A 25,581-nucleotide genomic window follows, 5' to 3' on the forward strand; every position below is an offset into this window, starting at 1 on the left:
CGCGAGTCGCTCGCTGGATCAGTAATCCACTGGATCGCGCATGATCGGGCACGTCATGCAGTGGCCGCCGCCGCGCCCACGACCGAGTTCCGCGCCGACGATCGTAATCACCTCGATGCCTTCCTTACGCAGCAGCGTATTCGTATAGGTGTTGCGGTCGTATGCATAGACCACGCCCGGCGACGCACACACCAGATTCGCGCCGCTGTCCCACTGCGTGCGCTCGCGCTGGTAATCGCTGCCGCCCGCTTCGACGACGCGCAGTTTCTTCAGCCCCAGCGCTTCGGCCACCACGTCAACGAACGGCTTGTCCTCGCGGTGCAGTTCGACGCCGCTCGGATGACTGCTCGGCCGGTAAGAGAAGGTGCGCGTCTTGTTCATGAAGTCCGGTGCGAGCAATACGCAGTCGCGGTCGGCGAACGTAAACACCGTGTCGAGGTGCATCGCCGCGCGGATCTTCGGCATGGCCGCCACGATCACACGCTCGGCGGCGCCCTTCTTGAACAGCGTCGCCGCCAGTTGGCTGATCGCCTGGCGCGAGGTCCGCTCGCTCATACCGATCAGCACGACTCCTTTGCCGATCGGCATCACGTCGCCGCCTTCGAGAGTCGCCATGCCGTGATCCTGGGTTGGATCGCCCCACCATACGTTGACCTTGCCCGCGAAGTCCGGGTGGAACTTATAGATCGCCGTGGTGAGAATCGTCTCTTCATGCCGCGCCGGCCAGTACAGCGGGTTCAGCGTTACCCCGCCGTAGATCCAGCACGTCGTGTCGCGCGTGTAGAGGGTGTTCGGCAGCGGGGGCAGCAGGTACTCGGTGGTCCCGGCGGCTTCCCGCGCGATCTCCAGAGCCTTGCCGCCATGCGCTTCCGGAAAATCGTGCGTGGAGAGTCCGCCGAGCAGCGTTTCGGCGAGCTTGCGATTCTCGAGTCCTTCCAGATAGCTCCTCAGTTCGTCGATAAAGCCCAGCCCAACCTGATTGGGCACCACCTGGTTATCGAGAATCCATTTCTTGCCTTCGGGCACCGCCACGGTTTCCGCCAGCAAATTGTGCATTTCCAGCACTTCGACGCCGCGGTCGCGCATCTTCGTGACGAAGTCGAAGTGATCGCGCTTGGCGTTCTCGACCCATAGCACGTCGTCGAATAGCAGTTCATCGCAATTACTCGGGGTCAGCCGCGAATGCGCCAGCCCTGGCGCGCACACGATCACTTTGCGCAGCTGCCCGACCTCGGAATAGACGCCAAACCCGTCCGCTTTCGCATCTGTACTCGCCATGATGATCTCCTGAATGCCGGCGTTTGCCGGCTCTGTTCAACCCGGTGTCACTAGAGCGCGATCATTCCTGTCGCGAGTCCGTAGATGCCGATGACCGCGCCAATGACGGCAACGATAAAGATGATCCAGTCCGAAGTGGTGAAGACAGTCTTGCTGCGTTCGCGCCGCGCCCAGATATAAAGCGCAGTGCCCGGCGCATACAGCACGGCGGAAAGCAGAATGAATTTCAGGCCGCCCGCATAGATCATGAAGACCGTATAGATCACGGCGACACAGGCCATGGTCAGGTCGCGCCCGCGTTCATTCGGGCGTACCTCGTAGCTTTCACCGCGTTTTGAAAGCATGAATCCGTAAGCCGCCACGAACAGATACGGAATCAACGACATCGCGCTCGTGAGATTGAGCATCAGCGCGAACGCGTCTCGCGAGAAGTAGGTGCTGATGACGAAGAGCTGCACGACGATGTTGGTTAGCCACAGCGCGTTGGCCGGCACCTTGTTGGCATTTTCCTTCGCGAAGATTCCAGGCATGTCTTCGGTCTTCGCGGCGGTAAATAGCACTTCGGCACAGATCAGCGACCAGGCCAGATAAGCGCCCAGCACCGAAATGAGCAGACCCACGCTGACGAAGATCGCGCCCCAGTGACCGACCACTGCTTCGAGCACGGCCGCCATCGACGGCTGGCGCATGCCCGCGACATCGGCGCGTTGCAGCACCGCATACGGGAGCATCGTCACGAGAACCATCAGCGAGGTCACGATGACGAAGCCCATGATCGTGGCCTTGCCGACGTCGGTACGCTCCTTGGCATAGCGCGAATAGACACTCGCCCCCTCGATGCCGAGGAACACGAACACCGTGACCAGCATGGTCGCACGCACCTGCTCGAAGAGATTGCCTTCGAGCCCTCCGCCGTAGAAGTTGGCGCGGAACAGGTCCATTCTGAAGCCGAAGATCAGAATGACGATGAAAACCAGGATCGGGATGATCTTGGCCACCGTGACGATACTGTTAATAAAGGCCGCCTGCTGCACGCCCTTGAGGATCATGAAGTGGAATAGCCATATTCCGATGGACGCGACCACGATCGCCATGACCGTGTTGCCCTCGCCAAATACAGGGAAAAATGCGCCGAGCGTCGACTTGATCAGCACCCAGTAAGAGACGTTGCCGATGCAGCTGCCAATCCAGTAGCCGAAAGCGGAGAGAAAGCCGGGGTAGTCGCCGAAACCCGCCTTGGCGTACGCAAACACACCCGCGTCCAGTTCCGGTTTGCGTTCGGCGAGAGATTGGAAGACACGCGCGAGCATGTACATCCCGGTGCCGGCAATCAGCCATGCAATGACGGCGCCCAAAGGCCCAGTCGCGTTTGCAAAAGTTCGAGGCAAGGAAAAAATCCCCGCTCCGACCATGCCGCCCACCACCATCGCGGTGAGCTGCATCTTCGACATTTTCTGCGCTGTGGACGCCATTCGGATTCCTCTTTAGTTACCTTTTTAACTAGGGTCGTATTTAGATCGAACGTAACGTTTCTTCACAGCTCATCGCGACGGGCCAGGCCTTACAACTCTGCAACCGCACCTGAAAAAGAATGGTACGTCCACAGGGTTTTGTCAAATAGTCGGCAGTTAATAGAAATCTGCCGGGTCGAGGGACACCACCTTACTCGGTGTCTGCCCCGGCATCGGCGAATGCAGGTCAGCATGCGTGATCGGGCATTTCTTGCCAGTCCTAAAAGTCGGGCTGAGCACATTGTTAGTGGAGTTAGCCGTTCGATTCGGTCGCAATCAACCATAGGTGGAAAGAAGCAGGCGGTGCGCAACCGGAAGTGTCAAATCCACGCGGGGGATGCCGGTCAGCGGCGATCAAATTGGAAAGCGAGGCGATAATGGATCCGCTCATCGAAGCTGACCCAGGCAGCGGACAATGTGCTGTTGATTACGATTAATCGCTTGTATGCAGAACGACTTTACCGGCGTCTTACCGTTTTTATTCAGTGATGCAAATTGTCAATTAGTGTCGTTCTCCGCCGCCTTCCAGATCCGCGACAATCGCTATGCCATTGGTGATGGCGTCCGCGTCGTGTACCCTTTTCTGCCTGAAATAAAGAATCACTACAGCGCGCGGCGTCCTGTTTCGCGTTCATGCATGAGGAATGCCAATTTCCGAATCGTGAGGCGCTCGCGGCGCGGTTCGCAAATGCGCGAATTTCCGCGGTCTGCCAATGCGCTTGCAACCGCTTCGCTCTATCAATGGCCGCGCGCGAGCGCGTACGAAGACATCTCGACATAAAGGCCCCGAAGTTGCCTTTGCGCTTCGTCGAATTCGACTATCGCGGGAACGGACTGCCGATCGCGGTCCCTATCTCTTGCGTCGTTTCAGCTGCGCCCCGCTCGCCTGCATCAGGGAACACTGCAAAGGATGCGCCAGCTCGGCCGCAAGTCCGCCGGTCAGGAAGACGACAATCGCCAGTAGCCGCCTCATACGTCCTCCAGTACGGAAAGACTGGCGCCATCAGCGACGCCGGCTTCCAGCGCATACGGATCGACGCCTTCGAGGCAGCCGATATTGACGCGCCACAGCAGCGGGTCCTTGCGCGTCTGATGAAACGGATAGATGCCGCAATGCTTGCAGAAGTAGTGTTTGGCGACCTTCGTGTTGAACTGATAGAGCGTCAGCGCATCCTCACCGCTCAGAATCTTCAGTTGGCTTGCCGGGAACAGCGGCGTCATCAGTGCTCCCTTGCGACGGCACAGACTGCAATTGCAACGACCGGCGGGAACGATCGCGGTACGAACTTCGAATTTGACGGCCCCGCAGTGGCAGGACCCTTGCAGCAAGTCGGCGCTCATGGTGCTCTCCGTGATTGGCAACGACTGCTTTATAGCCTGGGTTGCAACGCGGATTGTGTCGCAATGTATCTACTGCCCGAGGCGATACACAACATTGCAATAGACAGTGCTCCAGATGCAATTCTGGCCGGCTTCACGGCAAGGGCGGCGACGTGCAGTTTTCGATGGAAGCGGCGACGGCGGCATGCAATCCGCGTAATGGGATTGCAGCCGCTTTCGCCACTGGATTCTGTTAATCGATGCTCAAGTGTGAAATCGTCGCAACACGCGGCGCGAGCGATCTGGCGGCGGCGGAGCTTGTCCATCCTTGCTCGAAAGCCGCTCGTCGACTCTTCGCGCCTGGTGTCGCACGTTTGAACGCATGGCGATCGGTGGGCGCCCTCAGACGCCGCCGACCGTCTTCACGCTCTTCCACTGTCCTTGCTGAACCTGGAACAGCGTGTAAGGCGGCTTGATCAGATCACCGTACGGATCGAACGTAATCTTGCCGGTCACACCGTTGACGGACACTTTCCCAAGACTGTCGACGATCTTCGCGCGATCGAGCGAATCGGCGTCGTGAATCGCCTTGATCATCGCTAGCGCGGCGTCGTATGCGAACGGCGCGTACAGTTCAACGTCCTGATTGAAGCGCGCCTTGTAACGCTTGCCGAATTCCTGCGCGGCGGGAAGTTTGTCGAGCGCAGGACCGGGCTCCAGGTCCTGCGTGCCGTTGCCGGCCGTGCCGGCTATCTGCAGGAACGCATTGCTCTTCAGCGCGCCCGCACCGAACAGTTGCGCGGGCATGCCAAGCGAGCGCATCTGTTTGATCAGCATCGCACCCTGCTCATCCAGCCCACCGAAGAAAATCAGGTCGACGTTCTTGCTCTTGAGTGTCGTCAGAATGGCGCGGAAATCGACGGCCTTGTCATTGGTGAATTCGCGATCGACGATATTGCCGTTCGCTTCTTTCACGCCCTTTTCGAAAGCGTCCGCGAGCCCCTGCCCGAATGCCGTGCGGTCGTCGATAATGCCGATCCGTTTGGCCTTCATCTGATCGACCACGAAGTGCCCGGCAACCACGCCGCCGACGCCGTCGTGCCCCATGGTGCGAAACACGTTCTTGTAGCCCTGTTTGGTCAGTTGCGGATTGGTCGATCCAGGCGTAATCATCGCGACATTCGCCTGATGGTAGACCGTTGACGCGGGAATGCTGCAGCCCGAGTTGTAGTGGCCGATCACGCCGACCACGCCGTCGTCGACCAGCTTCTGTGCGACCTGAATCGCCACGCGGGGGTCTGCCTGATCGTCCTGCACGTCGAGCACGAACTTGACTGGCTTGCCGCCCACCATCGGATGCCGGGCATTTTCCTCATCGAGCGCCAGTTGCGCGCCGTACTGCAGGTCCTTGCCGACGCGCGCCACAGGCCCGGTCAACGGTCCGACAAAGCCAATCTTGACGGTTTGCGGATCGGCGGCCCAGGACAGCGGCACATGCGCGCCGAAGGCGCAAACGGCCAGACTCAAAAGCCAATAGCGGCGATTCATGATGCGCTCCTTGCGAGATGTCGCGTCGCGCGTTGTGGATCGACCGATCCGATGCGCGACGCGTCGAGAATGTCCTGAGATACCTGCTGCAAAAAAACCGTCCACTGTTGCGGCCTCCGCACGATGCTAGAAGCGCGTGGCCGCGTAAGGCGCCAGATCGAGCGGCGGTGTGCGCCGCGCGATCAGATCGGCAACGATGCGTCCGCTCACGCCGGCCAGCGTCAAGCCGAGATGCTGATGGCCAAATGCATAGACCACGCGCTCGCTTGCGCGTGAGCGACCGAGTACCGGTACGCCATCGGGCAAGGTCGGGCGGAATCCTAACCAGTTGTTGTCGGGTGTACCGAGTGCGGGCAGCGCGCGCCTGGACGAAAACGTCAGCAAATCGATCAGCGAGCGATTGCGCGTTTCGCTGAAGCCGCCCAGTTCGACGGTGCCCGCAACGCGAATGCCATCGCTCATCGGCGTCATGTAAAAGCCGCGTTCGGCCCAGCCGACTGGCCGGGAAATCAGTTGCTGCGCGCCTGGATAGCGCACGTGATAGCCGCGTTCGGTATCGAGCGGCACGGTGTCACCGCATTGTCTGGCGAATTGCGCGGAGCGCGCGCCAGTGGCGACCACCACGTGGCTAAATCGCCGCTCGCGGCCGTCGGCCATCACGCTCGCGCCGTCAGCGTAAGGCTGTACTGCGCTGACGGTCGCGCGTTCCAGCTTCAGCCCTTGCGCGGCGAGCTGCTCGTACAGCGTCTCCAGGAAGCCCAGCGGGTTGGAGAAATGCCAGCTGTCACTGAACAGCACGCCTCGCTCGAAAATTGGCGCAAGCGACGGTTCCAGCGCGCGGATGCCGTCGCCGGCAAGCACGTCGAAGGCAACGCCGAGCTTGCGGCGCAGATCGAGCGCGGGACGCGCGGCGTCGAACGAGGCTGCGTTCGAATACAGATAGAGGCACTCGCGCGGCCGGACAAAGCGCGCCAGTTCCTCGTTCGCGAGCAGTGGCGCGTAGCCGTCCTGCGCGCGTCCGAGCAACGCGGCGAGCGCACCGGCGCTCGCCTCGTAACGGCGCGGCAGCGAACTCACCAGAAAGCGCGCGAGCCACGGGGCGAGCTGCGGCAGATAACCCCAACGCAGCCTGAACGGACTGTCGTTCGACAACAGGAAACGCGGCAGATCGCGGAACACCGATGGATTGTTCACCGGGATACACGCGTAGTGCGCGAACGTTCCAGCATTGCCGAACGATGCGCCTTGCCCGACTCCGGACGGGTCGAACAGCGTGACACGATGACCGTCGCGCATCAGCGCCGCGGCGCTCGCGAGGCCGATGAATCCCGCTCCGACGATGGCGATGTCCGGCATCACTTGCGTCCTTCAATGGCCTGTTGCCTGATCGGCGACAGATAACCGGTGGCGCTGCCGAAGCCCGGCTGCGGCTGCCGTTTGGCCGCCAGCAGATACGCCATCGATGCGACCGCGAGGCTCGCCGCGCTCGCCATCAATTGCGGACGCAGCGCGGGATCGGCGCCCATTGCGGCGAGCACGCCAACAATTGCCGCAACGACCGCGTACGACAGCCATGGGAACAGCCACATCCTGAGCGTCAACTTTTGCGGTTCGGTCGCCTCGATGCGCCGGCGGATGCGGATTTGCGCCAGCGCGGTCACCAGATAGACGAACAGCATCACCGCGCCGGACGCGTTCACGAGAAACAGAAACACACCCTGCGGCGACACGATAGCGGCGACGATCGCCACATACCCGACCACACTGCTCAGCAACACCGCGAGCCGCGGCACTTTGTTCTGCGTCAGTTTCAGCAACGACTTCGGCGCATCGCCGCGCTCGGCCAGTCGAAAGAGAATCCGCGACGACACATACAAACCGGAGTTCAGCGCGGAGAGCACGGCGACGAGGATGATCGCGTTCATGATGTCGGCGGCGCCGGGAATCCGCATCGTTTCCAGTGCGGCGACGAACGGCGAGTGTCCGGTGACGATGCTGCTCCACGGCACGATGCACGCGATCAGGAACATCGAACCGACGTAGAACGTGATGACCCGAAGGATTACCGAACGCGTCATCGCCGCGACGCTTTTGGCCGGATCGTCCGACTCCGCCGCGGCGATCGTCGCGATTTCCGCACCGCCAACCGCGAAAATCACAGTCGGCACCGCCGCGAAGATCGACATCGCGCCGAACGGCATGAAACCGTGATGGTCGATCAGGTTCGCCACCGCGCTGCCGGTCGGGCTGAAGCCGAACAGATACGCGGCGCCGACCGCGATGAAGACGATGATCGCCGCGACCTTGATGGAGGCGAACCAGAACTCGAATTCGCCGTATGACTTGACCGACAGCAGGTTGATCAGCGTCATCAGCGACAGCAGGACGAGGCCGATCATCCAGACCGGCGCGGGAATCCAGCGTTGCAGGATCGCCGCGCCGGCCACCGCCTCGACCGCGACGACGATCACCCAGAAATACCAGTAGAGCCAGCCATTGGTAAAACCGACCCAATTGCCCAGGCCGATGCGCGCATATTCGGTGAACGAGCCGACGCCCGGGACGGCGAGCGCCATTTCGCCGAGCATGCGCATTACCATCAACACGACAATGCCGGCCACGAGATATGACACGCATGCGGCCGGCCCGACGGTAGCTAGCGTCGCGCTGCTGCCGACAAAAAGCCCCGCGCCGATGATGCCGCCTAGCGCAATCATCGTGACGTGGCGCTGACGCAGCGCGGCGCCCAGTTTGGGTGTGGGTTTGGAGGAAGAGATCTGCGGAACGCTCATCGAACAACTCCTGCTGATGGATGGCTGGACATTGCCGGCAGCGCCGTGTCGAGCCACGCCACCAGACAAACTCTGCCATCTAGAATCACACAATATTTTTTTGTGTGCAATTAAAACGCTTATTGTGTGGCCCTGGCATTTTCCCTGGCCCGTCCCGGTGCGTTTCTTGTCAACCGTCGTGCAGGCCGCCTAGCGCTTTGTAGGGCTTGCAGTTGGGCAGGTGTGGTATAAAATCGGCAAATCTCCGCACAATTGCGGACAAAGCTGATTTTGTATGGAGACACGCGAAGATATGGTTTCTGCCAAAGACGCCGCCCGCATCGCCAAAGGCGCGCCGGAGCAGGCAAAGCGTTCCACGTATATCGAGGTGTCCAGTTCGATCGAGGGCGAAATCCGCAGCGGCGTCTATCCGCCTGGCAGCCGGCTTCCGCCGCAGCGGCAGTTGGCGACTGAACTCGGCATCAACGTGTCGACGGTGTCGCGTGCATACAAGGAATTGCAGTTGCGCGGCCTCGTGATCGGCAGCAAACGGCGCGGCTCGCTGGTCACGGGCGGGGCGATGCCGAGCGTCGAACCCATGCAGCCGGCGACCAATGCGGCGATCGACCTGACCGTGAACCGGCCGGCGACCGGCGAATTCCTCACCTGTCTCGCGCGTACGCTCGCAGACTTGCCGCGCGATCCGCGTTATCCGCAGTTGCAGGAGTACCAGCCGCCGCAAGGTCCGTTGTGGGCGCGTGCCGCCGGCGCGCGCTGGATGACTGCGCCAGGTTTCACGCCGTCGGTCGATCACGTGGTCGTTACGAGCGGCGCGCAGCACGGTCTATATGCGGTGCTCAACAGTTTGATCGGCACCGACGGCGTGATCCTCGCCGATCAGCTCACCTACTACGGCCTCAAGGCGCTCGCGCCGGTCTTCCAGTTCGAGATCGTTGGCATTCCTAGCGATCAAAACGGGCTGCTGACCGAAGAGGTCGAAGCGGTGTGCCGACGCCGGCCGGTGAAGGCGATCTTTACGGTGCCCAATCTGCAGAACCCGACCGTCACCACGATGAGCCTCGAACGGCGCATGGCGCTCGTCGACATTGCACGGCGGCACGGCGTGGCGATCATCGAGGACGATGTCTATGGACCGCTCGTCTCGCAGCGCCTGCCGACCATCGCGAGCCTGTGTCCCGAATTGACGTTCCATATCGCGGCTACCTCGAAGATCCTCGCGCCCGGGCTGCGGCTCGGCTATCTGTTGAGTCCGCCGGACAGTTCGGCGCTGTGCGCGGAAGCCGTGCGCACCACCGCGTGGATGCCTGCGCCGATGTCGATGCTGATCGCGTCGATCTGGATCGAGGACGGCACCGCGCGCCACATCATGGACGCACAACTCGCCGAAATCCGCGCGCGGCAGGACCTCGCGCGGGAGCTGCTGCCGCTGGAACTGCTGCAGACGGATCCGGCCTGCATGTTTGTATGGCTCAAGCTGCCGCCGCCGTGGCGTGCCGATGATTTCGCGGCGAATGCGAAGGCGCGTGGCGTGGTGGTCATGCCGTCCTCAGCGTTCGCGGTGGACCGCTCGGAGATCGAGCACGGCGTGCGGATCAATCTTGCGTGCGCGACGAGCCGTGATCAGCTGGTCAGTGCGTTGCGGTTGTTGACGGGGACGCTCAAGGACCGTCCGCGTGCGCTGTTCGGGACCATCTGAAGCACAGACAATCCGTGATTGTTATGCGTGATTGAAGGCGCGTCGATGCCACGCGCGCATGAGACCGATGTCAAATATCGTTGGGCGCATCGAGCGTTCATAGTGAATCGGCGACGAACGACAGACAACCGTTCCAGCTTCAGGAGTCTGTCGACTCGCGCGCCGTAACCGTGTGCTTTTCGTGTCACGATTTCATCACAAAGACACGTGACCCTCCCAAAGAATAGATAGGCAGCGCCTCGTTCCACACGAATTCCCTACACCTATCTTTTGACCGTCTTGTGACCGTCTTGTGACCGGGCCCGTGCATGATCGCTTAGGCCATCCCACGTCACTGACCAGAGGTGCCACCATCGCAAGTGAACAAATCTCGCATCACACAGGCGGCATGGGATGCGCGCGCCCCCTGGCGATTACCCTTGACTTTTAGGCAGCAGCCCCTTTCAATACGAATCGTGCGGGATCGCGTTTTGCCTTTTAAAACATTTCGCACGTCCATTCAAAATTTCAGACGTTCTTGACAGCGCGGTTCGTTCGTCCGCCGCTTGTATCGAATAGCCGCCCGCCGCTCTGGTTTTTTTGCTGTCGTTTCTGTCCCACCGGTTTTCTTTGTCCGCCGTGCATTTCGGCTTCAGCTCGCGACATGGAGCACTCCTCACAACGGAGTTGTCTTGGCTGCTTCGAAAGATCAACCAGTGCGTCACGCGCCCGCTCGCATCGACCTCGCCTTGCAAGGCGGCGGCTCTCATGGTGCCTTTACATGGGGCGTCCTCGACCGGATTCTCGAAGAATCGTGGCTGCAGATCGAGGGCATCTCCGGCACATCGGCGGGCGCGATGAACGCAGCCGTGCTCGTGAGCGGCTATCAAATTGATGGCCCGGCCGGTGCGCGAGCCGCGCTCGAAGCCTTCTGGCGACGCGTCTCCGACGCCGCGATGTTCAGTCCGTTCCGGCGCAGCCCCTTCGACGCGCTGATGGGACGCTGGACGCTCGATCATTCGCCGCTGTTCATCGCGATGGATCTCGCAGCGCGCATGTTCTCGCCTTACGACATGAATCCGCGCGGCGTCAATCCGCTGCAAAAGGTCCTGCAGGAATCGATCGACTTCGCCCATTTGCGCGACGCGCCGATCAAGCTCTTCATCACCGCGACCCGCGTGCGCACCGGCCAGGCGCGCGTGTTCCGCAACGCCGACCTGTCGCCCGACGTATTGCTCGCGTCGGGCTGTCTGCCGACGCTGTTCCAGGCCGTCGAGATCGACGGCGAAGATTATTGGGACGGCGGCTACGCGGGCAATCCGACCATCACGCCGCTAGTTCGCGAATGCACGTCGAGCGATACGCTGCTGGTCCAGGTCAATCCGGTCGAGCGGGATGAAACGCCGCGCTCCGCGCGCGACATCATCAGCCGCCTCAATGAAGTCGCGTTCAACGCGCCGCTGTTGAAAGAATTGCGGATGATCGCGCTGCTGCGTCGCGCGGCGGATGCCGGCAGCGACGAAGGGCGTCACTGGGCCGAAATGCGCATTCACCGGATCGCGAGCGAAGAGATGACGAAGCTCGGCTACTCGTCCAAGCTGAATGCCGAATGGGCATTCCTGACGATGCTGCGCGACGAAGGCCGGCGAGCCGCCGAAGCATTTCTCACCGAACACGCCGACTCCATCGGTGTGCGCTCTTCGCTCGACCTCGACGCGTTGCTCGACGGAGTCTGACCATGGACGTCACTATCCTGTCCCCGCTCGCGGTGGGCCTGGGGTTGTTCGGCATGCTCGCGAGCCTGGCGCTGTTGATCGGCTTCGCGTATCGCGGCTGGAGCGTGTTGCTGCTCGCACCGTTTGCCGCGATGCTCGCCGCCGCGATTTCCGGCGAGCCCGTTCTGGCACATTGGACCCAGACCTTCATGAACAGCGCCGCGCGCTTTCTCGCGCAGTTCTTTCCGCTGTTCCTGCTGGGCGCGCTGTTCGGCAAGCTGATGGAAGACAGCGGGTCGGTGAAGGCGATTGCCAGCTTCATGACTGAAAAGCTGGGCGCGCATCGGGCGATTCTCGCGGTCGTGATCGGTGGCGCGTTAGTGACGTACGGCGGCGTCAGCCTCTTCGTCGCATTCTTCGTGATCGCGCCGATGGCGACCGCACTGTTCCAGGCCGCCAACATTCCGCGCCGCTTGATGCCAGCTGCAATCGCGCTTGGCACGTCGACCTTCACGATGTCCGCGCTGCCCGGCACGCCCGCGATCCAGAACGCGATTCCGATGCCGTTCTTCGGCACGACGCCGTTCGCGGCGCCTGGCCTTGGCGTGATCGCGAGCGTCGTGATGGCGAGCTTCGGGCTATGGTGGCTGTCGCTGCAGCAGTCGCGAGCGAAGGCGGCGAACGAAGGTTTCGAAGGGCTGAGTGTGGTCGCCGGCGCCGCGGCCGCGGCACCGGCATCGAAGCCCGCAGCCAATGCGAACCTCGTGCGTGAACGCGCGACCGTCTCGCAGAGTTTCGACCCGGAGGAAATCGAGCACGGCCATATCAGCAGCGAACTGCCGTCGTTCGGTGTCGCGATGACGCCGCTCGTGCTGGTGGTGTGCGTGAACTTCGCGATGAGCGTGATCGTGCTGCCGCGCATCGACGCCGACTATCTTGCCGACGTACGTTGGGGCGAAACTTCGCTGTCGGCGGTTGGCGGTGTGTGGGGCGTGTGCGTGGCGCTTGCGGTCGCGATCGTCGCGCTCATTGTGCTGAACCGCCGGCGCCTGCCTGCTCTGCGCGACACGATCGATGCCGGCGCGAACGCGTCGGTGCTGCCGGTGTTGAGCGTCGGTAGTCTGGTCGGCTATGGCGCAGTGATCGCCGCGTTGCCAGCGTTCGCGCTGGTGCGTGAATGGGTGCTCGGCGTGGGCGGCGGCCCGCTCGTGTCGCTCGCGGTCGCGACGAATCTGCTCGCGGCGCTCACCGGCTCCGCGTCCGGCGGCCTGACCATCGCGCTCGACGCGCTCGGCGGCACCTATCTGCAACTGGCTGCGCAACATGGCATCGACCCTGCGCTGCTGCATCGGGTTGCGGTGATTTCATCGGGGACGCTCGATAGCCTGCCGCACAATGGCGCGGTCGTTACGTTGCTGGCGGTGTGTGGTTCGACGCATCGCGAGAGCTACCGGGATATCGTGATCGTCGGCATTCTCGGCGCGCTATTGGCGCTGGTGGTCGTGATCGTGCTGGGGTCGATCGTTGGGTCGTTTTAGATTGCGCCGGGGAGCGGCAGCGCGTAGCACTCAGCTCGCATTCGCTTCTGCAGTCAGCGGGACTGATGGGTGAGGCTTGCCTGCAAACCCAGGTCTTCTCAGGCCGACACGCGTGATGAGTTCATGCGCCCGAACACGAACTGACCCAGATACCAGACCAATTCCGTGTTCGCGAGGATAAGGTCCTCCGTCACCGTCGACGGCTCGAGCTTCATCCGTCGCAGCATCAGCTTGCCTTCCCGCGAAGTCGTCCATGCATGCATCAGGTCTTTGCGCGTTTTCGCGTCGGCCGCGTTGAAGTGGTCGCGGCCCTTGCGCGAATCCTCGTTCATGCGCGCGCGGACTTCTTCTTCACGCGACGCAACGCTGCGCGCCACCGAATTTCTCGTCTCGGATTTGGCCACCTGTTCCTGCGTTTCGTCGGCGATCAGCTTGGCCTGAACGTCGACCATCGTGCGCTCGGCATCGGACATCTTCCAGTTGTCGCGCAACGCTCGCATCAGATAGCCGGCGGGGCTCTTCTTGACCTGCCCGCGTTGGACCCTGAATCGCGTGTATTCGACCGCTTGCAGGATGCGCTCGTCGGTCCACACATCGCGATTCTCCGAAATGTCGCTGAACTGCTTGGTCGACAGCGCGAATTCGTCCGTGAGAATCTTGTACAGGTGACTGGCGTCCGCGAGACTGGCCAGCACGGCGTCCGCCGTGTCCTTGCGTTTGAGCAGGAACCTGATGCGGTCGATTTTCTTCGACGAAGTGGACGCGGTCCGGGTCTCGTACGACAGCTCGATGTCCGACACGTCATTGATTTCACGCACGGCCGGCTCGAGCCAGTCTCGCTTGAAGTATTTGAAAATGGCCGCGTTGGCCCCCATTCTGCCAGGCCAGTTGCGCATCTCGTCGAGCTGGATCCAGTCCGTTCGGCCGGCCGGGACGTGCGGCAGGACTTTATCGTAAATCGCGCGCGCGAGGCTGCGCGTAAACGCGGTTGAAATGCGCAGACTCAGCCAGTGAGATTTTTGGGGGTCGCGAATGTGAGGGACGAGGCGTGGATGGACGTCGAAACGCATCCGCCCGCGATGGAAGCCCACCATCCCTATCAACTGGACCTGGACCCAGAGGTCGTTCTCGTTGGGGTCGCGGTCGATCGGCGTATTGGTGACACGGACTTTGGCGTTTTGCGCTTCGTCTGCGATGGTACGCAAGTGTTTGAGGTTGCGGCTGTCGTAACGCATCAACCACTTGAAGTAGTTCAGCTCGACGTCGTACTGGTCCCGCTGTTCAGGCTCCTGGGCTACGATGAAATACGCCGCATCGAGGAAGCGCCGCGCCGGCAACCCCATGTTGACGATTTCGGTGAAGAAGTCATTGCGCTGATAGCCAATCTCACGATTGGCTTCGTTGATTCGCAATCCCAGGTCGAACATGTCCTCGAACAAGGCGAGTGCCATCTGGCGAGACGTTGCCTTCGACTTACTCTCTTCCGGATTGTCCGCCGCCATGTTTTTCGTCCGCTCTTTTTCGCTTCCGGGACTGTATGCACACGGTGGTGAGCTGTCAACACACAGAACCTCACCATCACTGGAGGCGGCGGCGATTCTGTGACCTGGTCGTCCAGTTGCGCACATAGAACCTCACCATCCGCACAACGAACCTCACCACTGCGGTGCCGTATTTCCAGCAAGAGCCTTATCCCACGGGGCTGCTCATCGATCAGGCCGGTGTGCGCACAACCTACCTCACCTTCAGGATCGCTGCGGACCTTCGAGCACATCAAACCTCACCTTGATGGGGAAGCAGTCTCACTTTGCTGCACAACAGACAGCACCTACGTGCACATCTAACCTCACCTTTGGCACAATGCACCTCACTTTTTCAAGCTTAAGTGGTTGAATTGAATGGGTATCGGGTAATCCTGTGGGTTTGTTGGCTTGTTGTGTTTTCTAAAAAAACATACAAACCGGCTGTCAAAAGCAAAGTATCCAGCGTAGAGAATTATGGTGAGGTTGATTGTGCAGATGGTCGTATCGCGCCCAAAGCGCAGCCGATGGTGAGGTTAATTGTGTCGATCAGCATTTCGGACGGCGATCGCGCTCAGAAATGCGGTGATTCGGCGCGTGATGGTGAGTCGAATGTAGGTGAGGTTGTTTGTGCGGGCTGATAAAAGGCTCGGTCGAGGGCCTGAAACTGCCTGCTGACCGCGCGGAAGGTGAGGTTCGTTGTGCGGAGTGGAGCTATCCGACATGTCGGAAATAGAAAAGTGCACAATTGACCTCACCCTCTGCTGAATTTGCGAGCATCAGGTGGGCTGCGAGAGGCCTTCCGCGGAAGGATGGTGAGGTCGTTTGTGCCTATTGCAGTTTTTGAGACAGGCAGCTGCGCGTTTTATCACGAGCCCGCTGGCCCGTTTGCATTCGATCTGAGACGTTTTGAACCCCAAAAAAGGGGCGATATTCGATATTTTTGTGGAAAATCTGCGTAAAAACAGCGATTTAAGAAGCTAACTTCAAGCATTTCCTGTATTCTGAGGTTTCTGGAATTTTATGGAAAAACCTCAGAATGGTCAGAACGAGCCAACTCCCTGCCGTAGACCGAACCGTTCACTTTGAGCAGATCAGCCAGTTTGCGGAAAAGGTCACGATTTTCACTAACGAACTGCGCGACACGATTCTGGCTCCCCGTCCCCGCAAGACGGCTCCTGTTTTCAAAACAGGGGAGATTGCAGAGATGTGCAATATCTCCCACTCTCAGGTCCAATATCTCGCAACCAAAGGCGACGGTGAGTTGCCACCCGGCACCGCGGCTGGCACCGGTCGCACGCGCACGTTCACGTTGGAAGAAGCGCGCATCTGGGTGCAGAAAGTGTCCGACATCTACCAGACCCCGCTGGTCACGCGGTTAAAGGAACCGGACGGAAGAATCATCATTACGGCGCAGCTCAAAGGCGGCTCGGCAAAGACCACCACCACGATGTGTCTCGCTCAAGGGCTTTCGCTGCGCGGGCGGAAAGTGCTGGTGGTTGACCTTGATCCGCAAGCGTCTCTTTCAGAACTCTGTGGACTCTACGCAGAGAAAGATGTTACGCCGGAAGACACGGTGCTGCCGTATGTCTACGATCAGGAAATCGAGGGCGGCCTCGAGGCGCGGGTCCAGTCAACATACTGGGATGGGATCGACGTGATTCCCGCGCATACCGAACTGATCGGCGCCGAATTCCATCTGCCCGCGATGCAGAAAATGAGGCCGGGCTTCCGGTTTTGGACCGTGCTTCGGCAGGGGCTCGAGCCGCTGAGGAAGAGGTATGACTACATTCTGATGGACACCTCGCCGTCGCTGTCGTACCTCAATTTGAACGCCTTGATGGCAGCGGATGCGATGGTCATGCCGATGGTGCCGGAGAATCTGGACTTCATCAGCTCGTTGTCGTTTTGGCGGCTCTTTTCGGATGTGTCCAAGAGCTTCATCAAGTACGAGAAAGACAAGAAATACGACTTCGTTTCGCTGATGCTGTCGAGGGTCGACTATGGCCGCAATTCGTCTGCGCCGATCGTACGCGCGTGGGCACAAAGCGCCTATGAGAATTGGCTGCATTCGATCGAGGTGCCGGCAAGTTCCGTGATGAGTACGGGCGCCTTGGCCTTCTCGACCGTCTTCGACATCAGCAGTACACATAGTGCGTCCAAGTCGTTGCAACGTGTACGTCAACCTCTGGTCGACTACTGCCGATGGGTGGACGAAATCTATTCGGAAAAATGGAGGAACGCGCAATGAGCAACATGCGGGAACAACTGCTGGCCAAGACATCTGGCATCCGGAAGACCTCGTCGATCAACGAAGACGAGGTTAAGCGCAGCACGCGGACGCAGACGGCGCCTGGGCTGGCGGGGGCTTTGGCGGTTGCGCAACTCCGGGTTCAGGAGTTGGAGGCGACCGGTGTTGCGTCGCAATTGCAGGTAGCCGGGATCCTGCCGAACCCTTGGCAACCACGCCGCGTGTTCAACGAAGCAAAGCTCACGGAACTCGCCGAGTCGATTCGCGAGGTTGGGCTTATGCAGCCCATCGTCGTTCGGCGCGTGGAAAACGATTATCAGATCGTGGCGGGTGAACGTCGGTGGCGCGCCCACAAGATGTTGGGATTCGACACGATCAAGGCGGTTGTTGCCGATTGTTCCGATTCGGACATGGCGGTATTGGCCATGGTCGAGAACATCAGCCGCGATGATCTGGCTGACTATGAAATCGGTGTTGCGATTCGCCGTTCCGAGGCAGAATTTCCGAATCGAAAGCGGCTGGCTGAGGCTATGGGCCTGTCGCGCGCCGGCCTCTATCAGTTTCTCGCGTTTGAGAATCTGCCGGACTTTATCAAAAAGGATCTCGATATCCAGCCTCGTTTGCTCGGTGGGACTGCTGCTCAGGCTATTGCCGCAGCTATAAAAAAGCACGGGGACGACGGACAGAAAGCCGCAATCGAAATTTGGCCACTTGTTTTGAAAGGCGAAATCGACCAAGGTAAGGCCGCAGCGGCGATTAGCGCGCTGGCGACTCGTCAAACCACATCGACCGGGACGAGCGGACGCAGCATCGACAAATTTTTCTCCGGCAAGGAACATGCGGGGAGTATCACCAAGGACATCAGCAACTTCACTGTCAAAATTAAGACTGGCGTGATCACGGAAGCGCAAGAGGCGCAGATACGGGAGCTGATCGGTCGGATGTTTCAGCCTCAACCGAAGGCGAACTGATTGAGTACTGGATCGGAGAGAAAGCCCGCAGACCGCGGGCTTTTTTATTTCATGAGGAGCGCTGGCAGCCTTTTGGCGGCAGTGTCTAGACTCTAGACACTGCGGCTAAACCGGATATGAGAGCTGCTGAGGTGGAGCGAGGCGGAGAGGCCGTTGAATTCTCTCGAGGAATGAAACCCCCAGCGTCCACTTCCATTTGGATGCGAGCGCGTTCGATCCGACTACGAGCCCGGACAGGCTCAGCTGACCGATTCAATTGAAATTCTTTAGGTGGATAGCTGAGTCAGGTAGCAATACACATCGGGTCTCAAACAACGATTTGGACCGTATCACAAGACATAATGCGAATGACGACGGTGGACAGTTATTTCGCATCATCAAACGCAACCACGCTCTTTGTCGGTAGGTTCACGGTTCGCGCCAGGCCGGCTGACCTCAAATCCCCCACGAAGTTGCGCCTATCTTTTTCTCTGTGGCGCATAACTGATGAGAATAGGGCGCGCAGCACGTCGTGTATTCCGGCGTTCATCCCACGAGAATTTATGTCCTGAACGCTGTCCTACGCAATCTTGATACCTCAATGAGAATGCTGACGAGCGGTACGCTCGCCAACGCCGTTGATACCGCCCACAGATCTATTCGTCCCAACTTCTGGTTCGCAGCGGTTCTTTCGCCTTCAGGCACGCCGTAGGATCTCGCCTTGCAGCAACAAGGTGCTGAGTCTCGAAGCGACCGCCGTTCGATATGTTGCGCCGATATTCAGAGAGTCATGTCTTCCGGTCGAGCGCCACTTGGCTGCGGAAACATGAAGGACGCCTCTTGAACGGAAGCGTGTCCGGTCATCGCAGAAAATCTTCCTTCCCTGCAATTTCTCGTCATCCGGCTTGCCCGTAAAAATACCCGGAGAGCCTAATACGAAATGGGCAAACGTTTCGGGGCGTTCGCTAGTAGGAGAACGGATGCGATGATCGCTGTTCATATGTTCATGATCTGCGCGCCGCAAGGTTGGGCTTCGCAAGACATGCCCCGGTGAACGGGGTGGCACTGCTCGTTCAGCGGTGATGTTGACCCACCGAAAACATCCTGATGTAGATTGCGCGGAACCGGCCCTCTTACCGCTCTTAACAAGTCAAAGCTAGCGCGTGTCAAAGCGTGTCGTTGGTCGTCTTCTAAATGTGGAGGAAAAGTGACTCGCGCTCGCCCAGTCTATATGAGGGCGGAAGGGCAGCACGTAGAGTTGCGAGCGAATTGGCTAGGGCAACAGGATGTTTCTCAGAACTGAGCCTGCATCTTGCGCGGTCGTGAGTTGCGCGTGATCGGCCATGCGCGGGGGCTGCACTGAGTTGAGGTGGAGCGGGGTTTGCGTGCACCTCATATGAACCAAACAGATCTGCCGATTTGGATCTGCTTTCTCGCAAGAACGGCGCTAAGTAACGGAGCCATTCATAGCATCGCAGTTTCCTTGACTTGCCAGACTACATCACGCCGCGTTGTGAGCGCTTCGCCGACATAGGCCACTTAGAAATATCAGTCAGGGCGGCAGTGACCTGCCCTGGCAGGGCAACCTGGCTAAATCACTGAGACATGTAAAGCTCCACCACAGTCCATCCGAGCATGGCGGCCCGATTCTATGGCCGTTGGGATAGTAAAGCGGATGTCGTTACTGGTCGCCTAACTATTGCGGCGTTGCGGGCGAATTTGCTCGCACCTATCTGTTTGACCGCGATCAAGCAGACGTCGGCAGCCGCCGGCAGAACCCGTCACCCATCCCCATGCCGCCCGCAAGGCCTAAGAGGAATTTCGGAATTGCGAGATATTCCCAATCAACAGGAGACGTGCGCCGCGTCCTGACAACGGATATTGCGGACATCGCAAGAACCACGACGACGTTCTCCCTCGCGATTTCGCTACGCAGAGACAGCGGAGCCCGAATTAGCTTGCACTTCGCCACAGCCTCAAAGTAGAGCACTACGATCTCTACGATGCTCAAAACGAACCGCGATCGAGAAGCGCCTTGACCGCTATAGGTTGAAAAGGCCCATCGGCCGGTTACCATCGGATCGATCCGATACGGTTGGATACGGAGCCAGTTAATCAATCTGAGCAATTATAATTGGGGCACGAACATATGGCTTCACGAGAAGTAAAGTAAATGCACTGTCACCGATTACTGTACCGTGCTCCTTTTTCACAAAATGAATCGTCACACGGCGGATGGAGGAGCGCGCTGATAAGTCAAACTTGATCTAAATACCGCGTCGCCTCGTCATTAATCGGACGCCTCGTAAAAACGGCCCGTGAAACATTTCAGAAAACCGTCTTGGATCGGTAACATTATGTTTTGTATGCGGTTTTTGTCACATAAGGACATATGTTTCACGAAATAGTGACATTCTAGGCCGCTCACTGGCACTATCCTCAGTTTTTTCGATCTCTGTTCGAAATCAATCGGCAAACCCGATCGAATGTAGCATTTGATACGTAATGTGTAGTCTTGATACCGACTTACGAAACCACTTTACCCAAGACGATCACTGCAACATCTGCATGACCTCTCTTGCAACTCTATTTGCCGCCTAGCCGACCGATCCGAAGATATATGGCCTCCGGGGCTCACAGAGCCGGAACGAATATTGTCACCGTTTGCAGTATTTCTTTTCTCAACCGAAAACGGTCGTCACTTTTTGTACTCCGCCGCTCAGTCATAGCGCGTCGGGACGGTAGAGGTCCAATTATTTCCGGCAGAACGCAGAACCGATTCGCTCACGTCAGGGCGTCGATACGCCCTTCGCGCCATGGGTCCCGCTCCGTCAAGCAGCATTCCCTTGCGATCGCGTAGGTGTTACCCAGAAAAATCCATTGCCCAACTCACGGGGTGACTAAGCGGATAAGACGAACGAGCAACCAACAAGCGACGCTCACCTCGAACTATTGCCCACCTGCCGCAAAGAACGGCACTACATCGCCTCGCGACAGACTCCGCTGCTGTGTAGGTAGGGGAGGGTCCAAATACATCCAGCCCATCAACGGCATGTCATGCCTATCGCCGTTGCCATGCGGTGTTCGCAGTCGACAACCGAACCCCCTGAGTGGTCGGTAGGTTTCAAGAGTGTTTCAAACGGACGACTCGAGCCGGCGGATGATCAGTCAATCGTTCTGGATGCATTCGAGAAGGGGATGGCGCAATCCCGGGTCGCCGCAACCGCTCAATCCGGCACCGTTTGTTCGCCGACCTCAGGACGCGGCGCGCGACCTCGTCGTCACGGACTTCGCCATGCAGCAATATTCGACCAACGAAGACGAACTCCGGAAGAATGATCGACCGGTTCAAAGGTCCGTATCCGGACTTGCCTCTAGTCGCCTTTACAATTCTGACCCCAATGGCGGCATGGCATTCTTCATCGGATGACACACAAATGGGCATTGCGGGCATCGTTGGCAAAGACCAGAGCATGAGTGTCCTGGTACGGACCTGCTTGCGCGCGTACTCGAAGAAGGAATTGGTTTTGACGGTGGGCATAGCGGCACGGCCTGCTCAAGAGGGAACGACAATCGAATCTTTTCGTCAGGCGCGGCCGCTATCGCTCAGAGAGCAGGGATCGTGCGACTGTATGCGCTCGGGCTTTCGGTGACGGACATTGCACGAAGTCTGAACCACTCGCTTCCGACAACTGCTACGCAAAAAAGCGCGCTGTCATGCGCAAACTCCACGTAGATACGAACGCCGATCTTGTCAGGTTCGCTGTTGATTTGGGATTGTCATAATCAACATTGCGGACCTCGGTTATTTCAGCTTTTGACTTTTCTGTCCCGCCCTCATCTGACTAGAGGACAAAGTAAGGATGCCGCCTGTTCGTTTGCCGATGAACGGCCGGCAATCACGCTCGTCACTATCGGTCAATTCCGCCTTTTTCCATATTCAGTGCCGTCGTGAATTTGGCCAGCAATGCGCTGAACCACGCTATGGACGAACGCGAAGCTTGCGTTTTCGCAGCGTCTCCTGAAGCAAGCTTCGGCGCTGGCCAATGTCCTGGCCAAAGAGAGGTTTTCTCACGGAGCGAAATTCTGTGTCCGCCAGGAACTCACCATTGCACACGCTGAGGGCTTTGAAGGCGCAATCTGAAGCGTCAGCGTCAAATGTCGTTCGTGGTCGTCATGCTGCTGACTATCGCCGTTATGTGCCCAGGTAGTTACGCCATGGGTAGCCTCTCCGTGTCGCCGACGGTTGAATCGCAAGCGGTCCGGATCTGGGAAGAGGACTTCAATACCTATTAATCGAGGCCAGAACGTGCTTGCCACGGCGCGATTGCTGCCCGAATTGCGCATGCCGATGAGCCATGACATTCGCACTCCTCTCGATTCATTAGCTGGGAGCATCGAACTCATCCCTTCCCGGGTCCACTAGCGCCGAAGCAGCCCGCGCGTTCAAGCCACGCAGGTGTCAGCTATGAGTCTGCTGCAGATCGTCAACGACATGGTGGACTTTCCGAAAATCAACGTGGGCGAAATACGCCTTATCGAGGGACGGGCATCGATAACGGATATGTTGGAGCACTGTGTTCTGGCGCACTTTACGCTTTCCATTCGGCGGAAGGTCAAACTCCACGTGAGTGATAGAACTCGATATTTCGAGTTCCCTGCAATTCGACTCGCTCAGAGTTTCGCAGATAGTCAACAATCCGATCGGCAACGCATTCAAGCTCATGCTGTCCGGAAAGTGAGCCGCGCGCTGGCTGCCGATCACGGCGAAAACCTTGGTGCAACAGTCCTGAAAAGCTCGACCCCGCCAACGCAGGTATCGATAGAAAAAATTGCTAAATCGTGGTGCAGGGTGCCGAACTCTGAACTCGTGTGATTGCAGCGATTGAAGCTCGTCACTAGGGACTCCTAGCAACGAGAGGAGGGAGACCTGACCCGGGTTCGGCGGTGCAGGTAACGCGGCGAATGTGCCAGGCGACAGTCGAAGCGCCATCACCTCTATTGGATCGCTGACGCGCTCTCGCAGCCCACAGAAAATCCGGACTCGCCCCTTTGAGCTACTTGCTCGATATCCTCATGCAAGATGCGCCGGATTTCAAGAATAGCCTGAGGCGTTTCCTGCACGCTGTGTCCCGCGACGATCACCTCTTCGGAGACCGCGCCCGCCAGATGGGCACTGCGATAAGGGACGACACCGTCGTCGGAATCCTCGAGAGGACCAGTTGGCCTGCGCCTTGCGATGATCGAGTGAAAACAGACTGTCGGGCTGATCGGCAACTGCGCGGTTGCACGAATGAGCGGATCGGTTTCGCGCAGTTGTTCGATGCTGTTGGGAACGTGCAAGGTTTGGCCCTCGTTCTGTCCACTATTGTTGTTGGTGGCAGTCTGCATCACGTCTTCGAATTCATGCAGCAGCGCGAGGGGCAAGCGCACCAGGTTCGACGCCCAGCGAGCAATGCGATTGCTGGCGAACGGTGTGCCGCGGTGCGGTGCCGCGATGAAAATCGCCCGCTCGACTTGCGGCATCGGCGTGAAGCGCAGCAGACGATCGAGCCGCACATCGTTGCGATCGAGCTCGGTGCCCTCGGGCACATACTTCTCCTGAAACGTCGTCCATAGCTCTTCGTCGGAGGTCGAGACGAGCAGTCTCGCCAGCACCCCGCCCATGCTATGTCCGATCAACACCATGCCTTGAGAGGCCGGTAACGTGCCGGCCGGATCGAAATGCGCGAGCGTGATGCGCGCCGCTCTGCGAATCCGCGCCAGGCTGACGAGTATCGGCACGTTGGTCGGGTAGTAGACCTGCCAGACCTGAAAGTGCTGGCGGAGAATCTCGTCGCCCTGAATATCGTTGGCGACGTTGACCCATGCTTCGGGGCTGCTGGCCAGGCCGTGCAGCATCAGAACGATGCGCCGGTCCGGATCGAATGGCTGCATCAAATAGATGCGCGGACTATCAATGGCGCGCGACCGCCCAAACAGGTTGCGCAAAGATTGCCCGGCAAAGCCGGAACGGGCCAGCCAGATGCCATAGCCCGCACTGAAATTGGCGGCCAGCGGCACGGTCTGGCCATGTCGTTCCACGCTCTTTTCGCGGTATGGGTCGTAGACCGTCAAGACCACATCGTGTGCGCTGCGTAACTGGCCGAGATTATCGGCGTTGAACGCAAGAAGTACGGTGACGTTCGGCGACGGCATTTCACTGAAGGGACGCGCCGGCAGTGTCGACCAGCTTGTCGCTTCCCGGCTGGCGCCTGCCTTGGTTTCCGATGCCTTCGCCGCTTCCGCCACTTCGGACGCTTCCGCCGCTTCGGACGCTTTCGCCGCTTCGGACGCTTTCGCCGCTTCGGGCGCTTCCGCCGCTTCGGGCGCTTCCGCCGCTTCGGGCGCTTCCGCCGCTTCGGACGCTTCCACCGCTTCCACCGCTTCGGGCGCCGGCGTCGGTGCACCCGTGACCGCGACGAGTTCCGCACCCAGGCCGTCACGTCGGTAGATGCTGCGCAGCCCCGCGAACGAGAGCCTCGACGCGGGGATGACTTCGCGCGGTTCGCGCACGCCCTCAGGGAGCCGAAGTCGGCTCAGGTCGATATGAATGGTCCAGCCTGCTATCGACTGGGCTCCAGGCTCATCGTTGCCGGAATTCGCTTCGAGCGTGGCTCGCCGGAACAGCGCGCCGGCGAGTTCCTGTACCGCGTAGTTGTAGTAGTCGCGAACTTGCGTCTGCCGGTCCTCGAACGCGCGTTCTCCCGCTGTACGTTGACCGAGAAAGAGAAACGCGTAGGCATACCGGGCCGTTCTCAGCCACAAATCGAATTGCGCGTCGCTCCACGGCGGCCCGTTGTTGGGTGTCTGGGCGATCGCCATTTGCAGCGAAAGCTCCGCCAGACTGGCGAGGCGGCGGTCGACTTTGATGCCCGGTACGGTCGTGACCGTATCGATGCAGTCCTGCGGTGTCCTTTGACAAGGGCCCTCATCGAGCGCGGCGACGCGCAGTGTGTCTCGCGTTGCCGCGCTAAGTCGGCCGGTCGACAGAATATCGCCGCGGCGCATGGCGATGTACTGCTGCGGGCCGAGCGAACTGACGCGCACCATCGCGCAGCCGGATAAAAGGCAGACGACTAGCAGGGCGAACGTAAAACAACGCGACTTCCACGGCGAGAGACAGCGCGTCACGATGCATGCGCCCATGCGAGGTGATCGCATGTCTTCGGTCCGCCGGCGCTTTTCTTCAAGGGAACGATTCGGCACGCGGATCGCCGGGCACAAGACCGACACCGCAGTGGAGCTTTCGTATGGGGTCATCTTCTGGCGCGCCAGGATAAAAAGTGGCGCAGCGGCAGCATTGTCAACAGGCCGACGTCCGCATATCCGCTAACAGGAAGGTCCACGCAGCCACGTGAAAGTGGGCCATCCTTCCGTAGTGCCGCGCAGTCAGTAGTCTTGCAGTGGACTGTTGCCATGGCTGCATTGCCGACAGGGACTT

General features: G+C 59.4%; 17 protein-coding genes. 9 read left to right on the plus strand and 8 right to left on the minus strand.

All coding sequences use genetic code 11. The annotated features are described in order from the left end of the window. Window positions 1–18: 18 nt before the first annotated feature. Entirely contained in the window at window positions 19–1,278 is a 1,260-nt protein-coding gene (gene arcA / locus P0D89_RS23090) for an arginine deiminase (protein ID WP_408361544.1), read from the minus strand. Between the two features lie 50 nt (window positions 1,279–1,328). Beyond that, window positions 1,329–2,750: a basic amino acid/polyamine antiporter gene (locus P0D89_RS23095; protein ID WP_408361545.1), complete on the minus strand. Its 1,422-nt coding sequence runs from the start codon at window positions 2,748–2,750 to the stop codon at window positions 1,329–1,331. A gap of 484 nt (window positions 2,751–3,234) precedes the next feature. Between P0D89_RS23095 and P0D89_RS23100 the strand changes: the two genes are divergently transcribed. Further along, the gene (locus P0D89_RS23100) at window positions 3,235–3,570 is read left to right on the plus strand and encodes a hypothetical protein (protein ID WP_408361546.1); all 336 of its coding nucleotides are present in this window, start codon (window positions 3,235–3,237) and stop codon (window positions 3,568–3,570) included. A 188-nt stretch (window positions 3,571–3,758) separates the two neighbouring features. Here the strand turns inward: P0D89_RS23100 and P0D89_RS23105 are convergent, their stop codons facing one another. The 4 genes from P0D89_RS23105 to P0D89_RS23120 all read right to left on the minus strand — a co-directional run bounded on the left by P0D89_RS23105 (window position 3,759) and on the right by P0D89_RS23120 (window position 8,449). Further along, the gene (locus P0D89_RS23105) at window positions 3,759–4,130 is read right to left on the minus strand and encodes a GFA family protein (protein ID WP_408361547.1); all 372 of its coding nucleotides are present in this window, start codon (window positions 4,128–4,130) and stop codon (window positions 3,759–3,761) included. A 381-nt stretch (window positions 4,131–4,511) separates the two neighbouring features. After that, on the minus strand, window positions 4,512–5,657 hold the full coding sequence (locus P0D89_RS23110) for a branched-chain amino acid ABC transporter substrate-binding protein (protein WP_408361549.1): 1,146 nt from the start codon (window positions 5,655–5,657) through the stop codon (window positions 4,512–4,514). 126 nt (window positions 5,658–5,783) lie between these two features. Next, entirely contained in the window at window positions 5,784–7,013 is a 1,230-nt protein-coding gene (locus tag P0D89_RS23115) for an NAD(P)/FAD-dependent oxidoreductase (protein ID WP_408361550.1), read from the minus strand. After that, window positions 7,013–8,449: an amino acid permease gene (locus P0D89_RS23120; RefSeq protein ID WP_408361551.1), complete on the minus strand. Its 1,437-nt coding sequence runs from the start codon at window positions 8,447–8,449 to the stop codon at window positions 7,013–7,015. The genes P0D89_RS23115 and P0D89_RS23120 overlap by 1 nt, the downstream gene beginning before the upstream one ends. 292 nt (window positions 8,450–8,741) lie before the next feature. On the opposite strand from P0D89_RS23120, the gene P0D89_RS23125 reads away from it, so the two are divergent. From P0D89_RS23125 to P0D89_RS23135, 3 genes are all read left to right on the plus strand, one after another. Next, entirely contained in the window at window positions 8,742–10,145 is a 1,404-nt protein-coding gene (locus tag P0D89_RS23125) for an aminotransferase-like domain-containing protein (protein WP_408361552.1), read from the plus strand. Between the two features lie 671 nt (window positions 10,146–10,816). Further along, a complete protein-coding gene (locus P0D89_RS23130; protein WP_408361553.1) occupies window positions 10,817–11,860 on the plus strand; it encodes a patatin-like phospholipase family protein in 1,044 nt (347 codons plus the stop codon). 2 nt (window positions 11,861–11,862) lie between these two features. Beyond that, the gene (locus tag P0D89_RS23135; RefSeq protein ID WP_408361554.1) at window positions 11,863–13,377 is read left to right on the plus strand and encodes a GntP family permease; all 1,515 of its coding nucleotides are present in this window, start codon (window positions 11,863–11,865) and stop codon (window positions 13,375–13,377) included. Window positions 13,378–13,475: 98 nt separating this feature from the next. Here the strand turns inward: P0D89_RS23135 and P0D89_RS23140 are convergent, their stop codons facing one another. Beyond that, a complete protein-coding gene (locus tag P0D89_RS23140) occupies window positions 13,476–14,879 on the minus strand; it encodes a replication initiation protein (protein WP_408361555.1) in 1,404 nt (467 codons plus the stop codon). Window positions 14,880–15,262: 383 nt separating this feature from the next. Between P0D89_RS23140 and P0D89_RS23145 the strand changes: the two genes are divergently transcribed. From P0D89_RS23145 to P0D89_RS23165, 5 genes are all read left to right on the plus strand, one after another. Then, a complete protein-coding gene (locus P0D89_RS23145; RefSeq protein ID WP_408361556.1) occupies window positions 15,263–15,538 on the plus strand; it encodes a hypothetical protein in 276 nt (91 codons plus the stop codon). Window positions 15,539–15,936: 398 nt separating this feature from the next. Then, entirely contained in the window at window positions 15,937–17,148 is a 1,212-nt protein-coding gene (locus P0D89_RS23150) for a ParA family protein (protein WP_408361557.1), read from the plus strand. Then, on the plus strand, window positions 17,145–18,119 hold the full coding sequence (locus P0D89_RS23155; RefSeq protein ID WP_408361558.1) for a ParB/RepB/Spo0J family partition protein: 975 nt from the start codon (window positions 17,145–17,147) through the stop codon (window positions 18,117–18,119). Before P0D89_RS23150 ends, P0D89_RS23155 begins: the two co-directional genes overlap by 4 nt. 3,139 nt (window positions 18,120–21,258) lie before the next feature. Beyond that, window positions 21,259–21,528 carry a hypothetical protein gene (locus P0D89_RS23160; RefSeq protein ID WP_408361559.1) on the plus strand — a complete coding sequence of 90 codons (270 nt, stop codon included), beginning with the start codon at window positions 21,259–21,261 and terminating at the stop codon, window positions 21,526–21,528. A gap of 1,038 nt (window positions 21,529–22,566) precedes the next feature. After that, the gene (locus P0D89_RS23165; protein ID WP_408361560.1) at window positions 22,567–22,974 is read left to right on the plus strand and encodes a hypothetical protein; all 408 of its coding nucleotides are present in this window, start codon (window positions 22,567–22,569) and stop codon (window positions 22,972–22,974) included. 122 nt (window positions 22,975–23,096) lie between these two features. Here P0D89_RS23165 and P0D89_RS23170 read toward each other — a convergent pair whose 3' ends face one another. Next, window positions 23,097–25,301, minus strand: coding sequence for an esterase/lipase family protein (locus P0D89_RS23170; RefSeq protein WP_408361561.1), 2,205 nt, complete (start codon window positions 25,299–25,301; stop codon window positions 23,097–23,099). Window positions 25,302–25,581 lie beyond the last annotated feature (280 nt).

The sequence above is a fragment of the Paraburkholderia sp. RL18-085-BIA-A genome (assembly GCF_046027075.1).
In the GTDB taxonomy this organism is placed as follows: Bacteria; Pseudomonadota; Gammaproteobacteria; order Burkholderiales; family Burkholderiaceae; genus Paraburkholderia.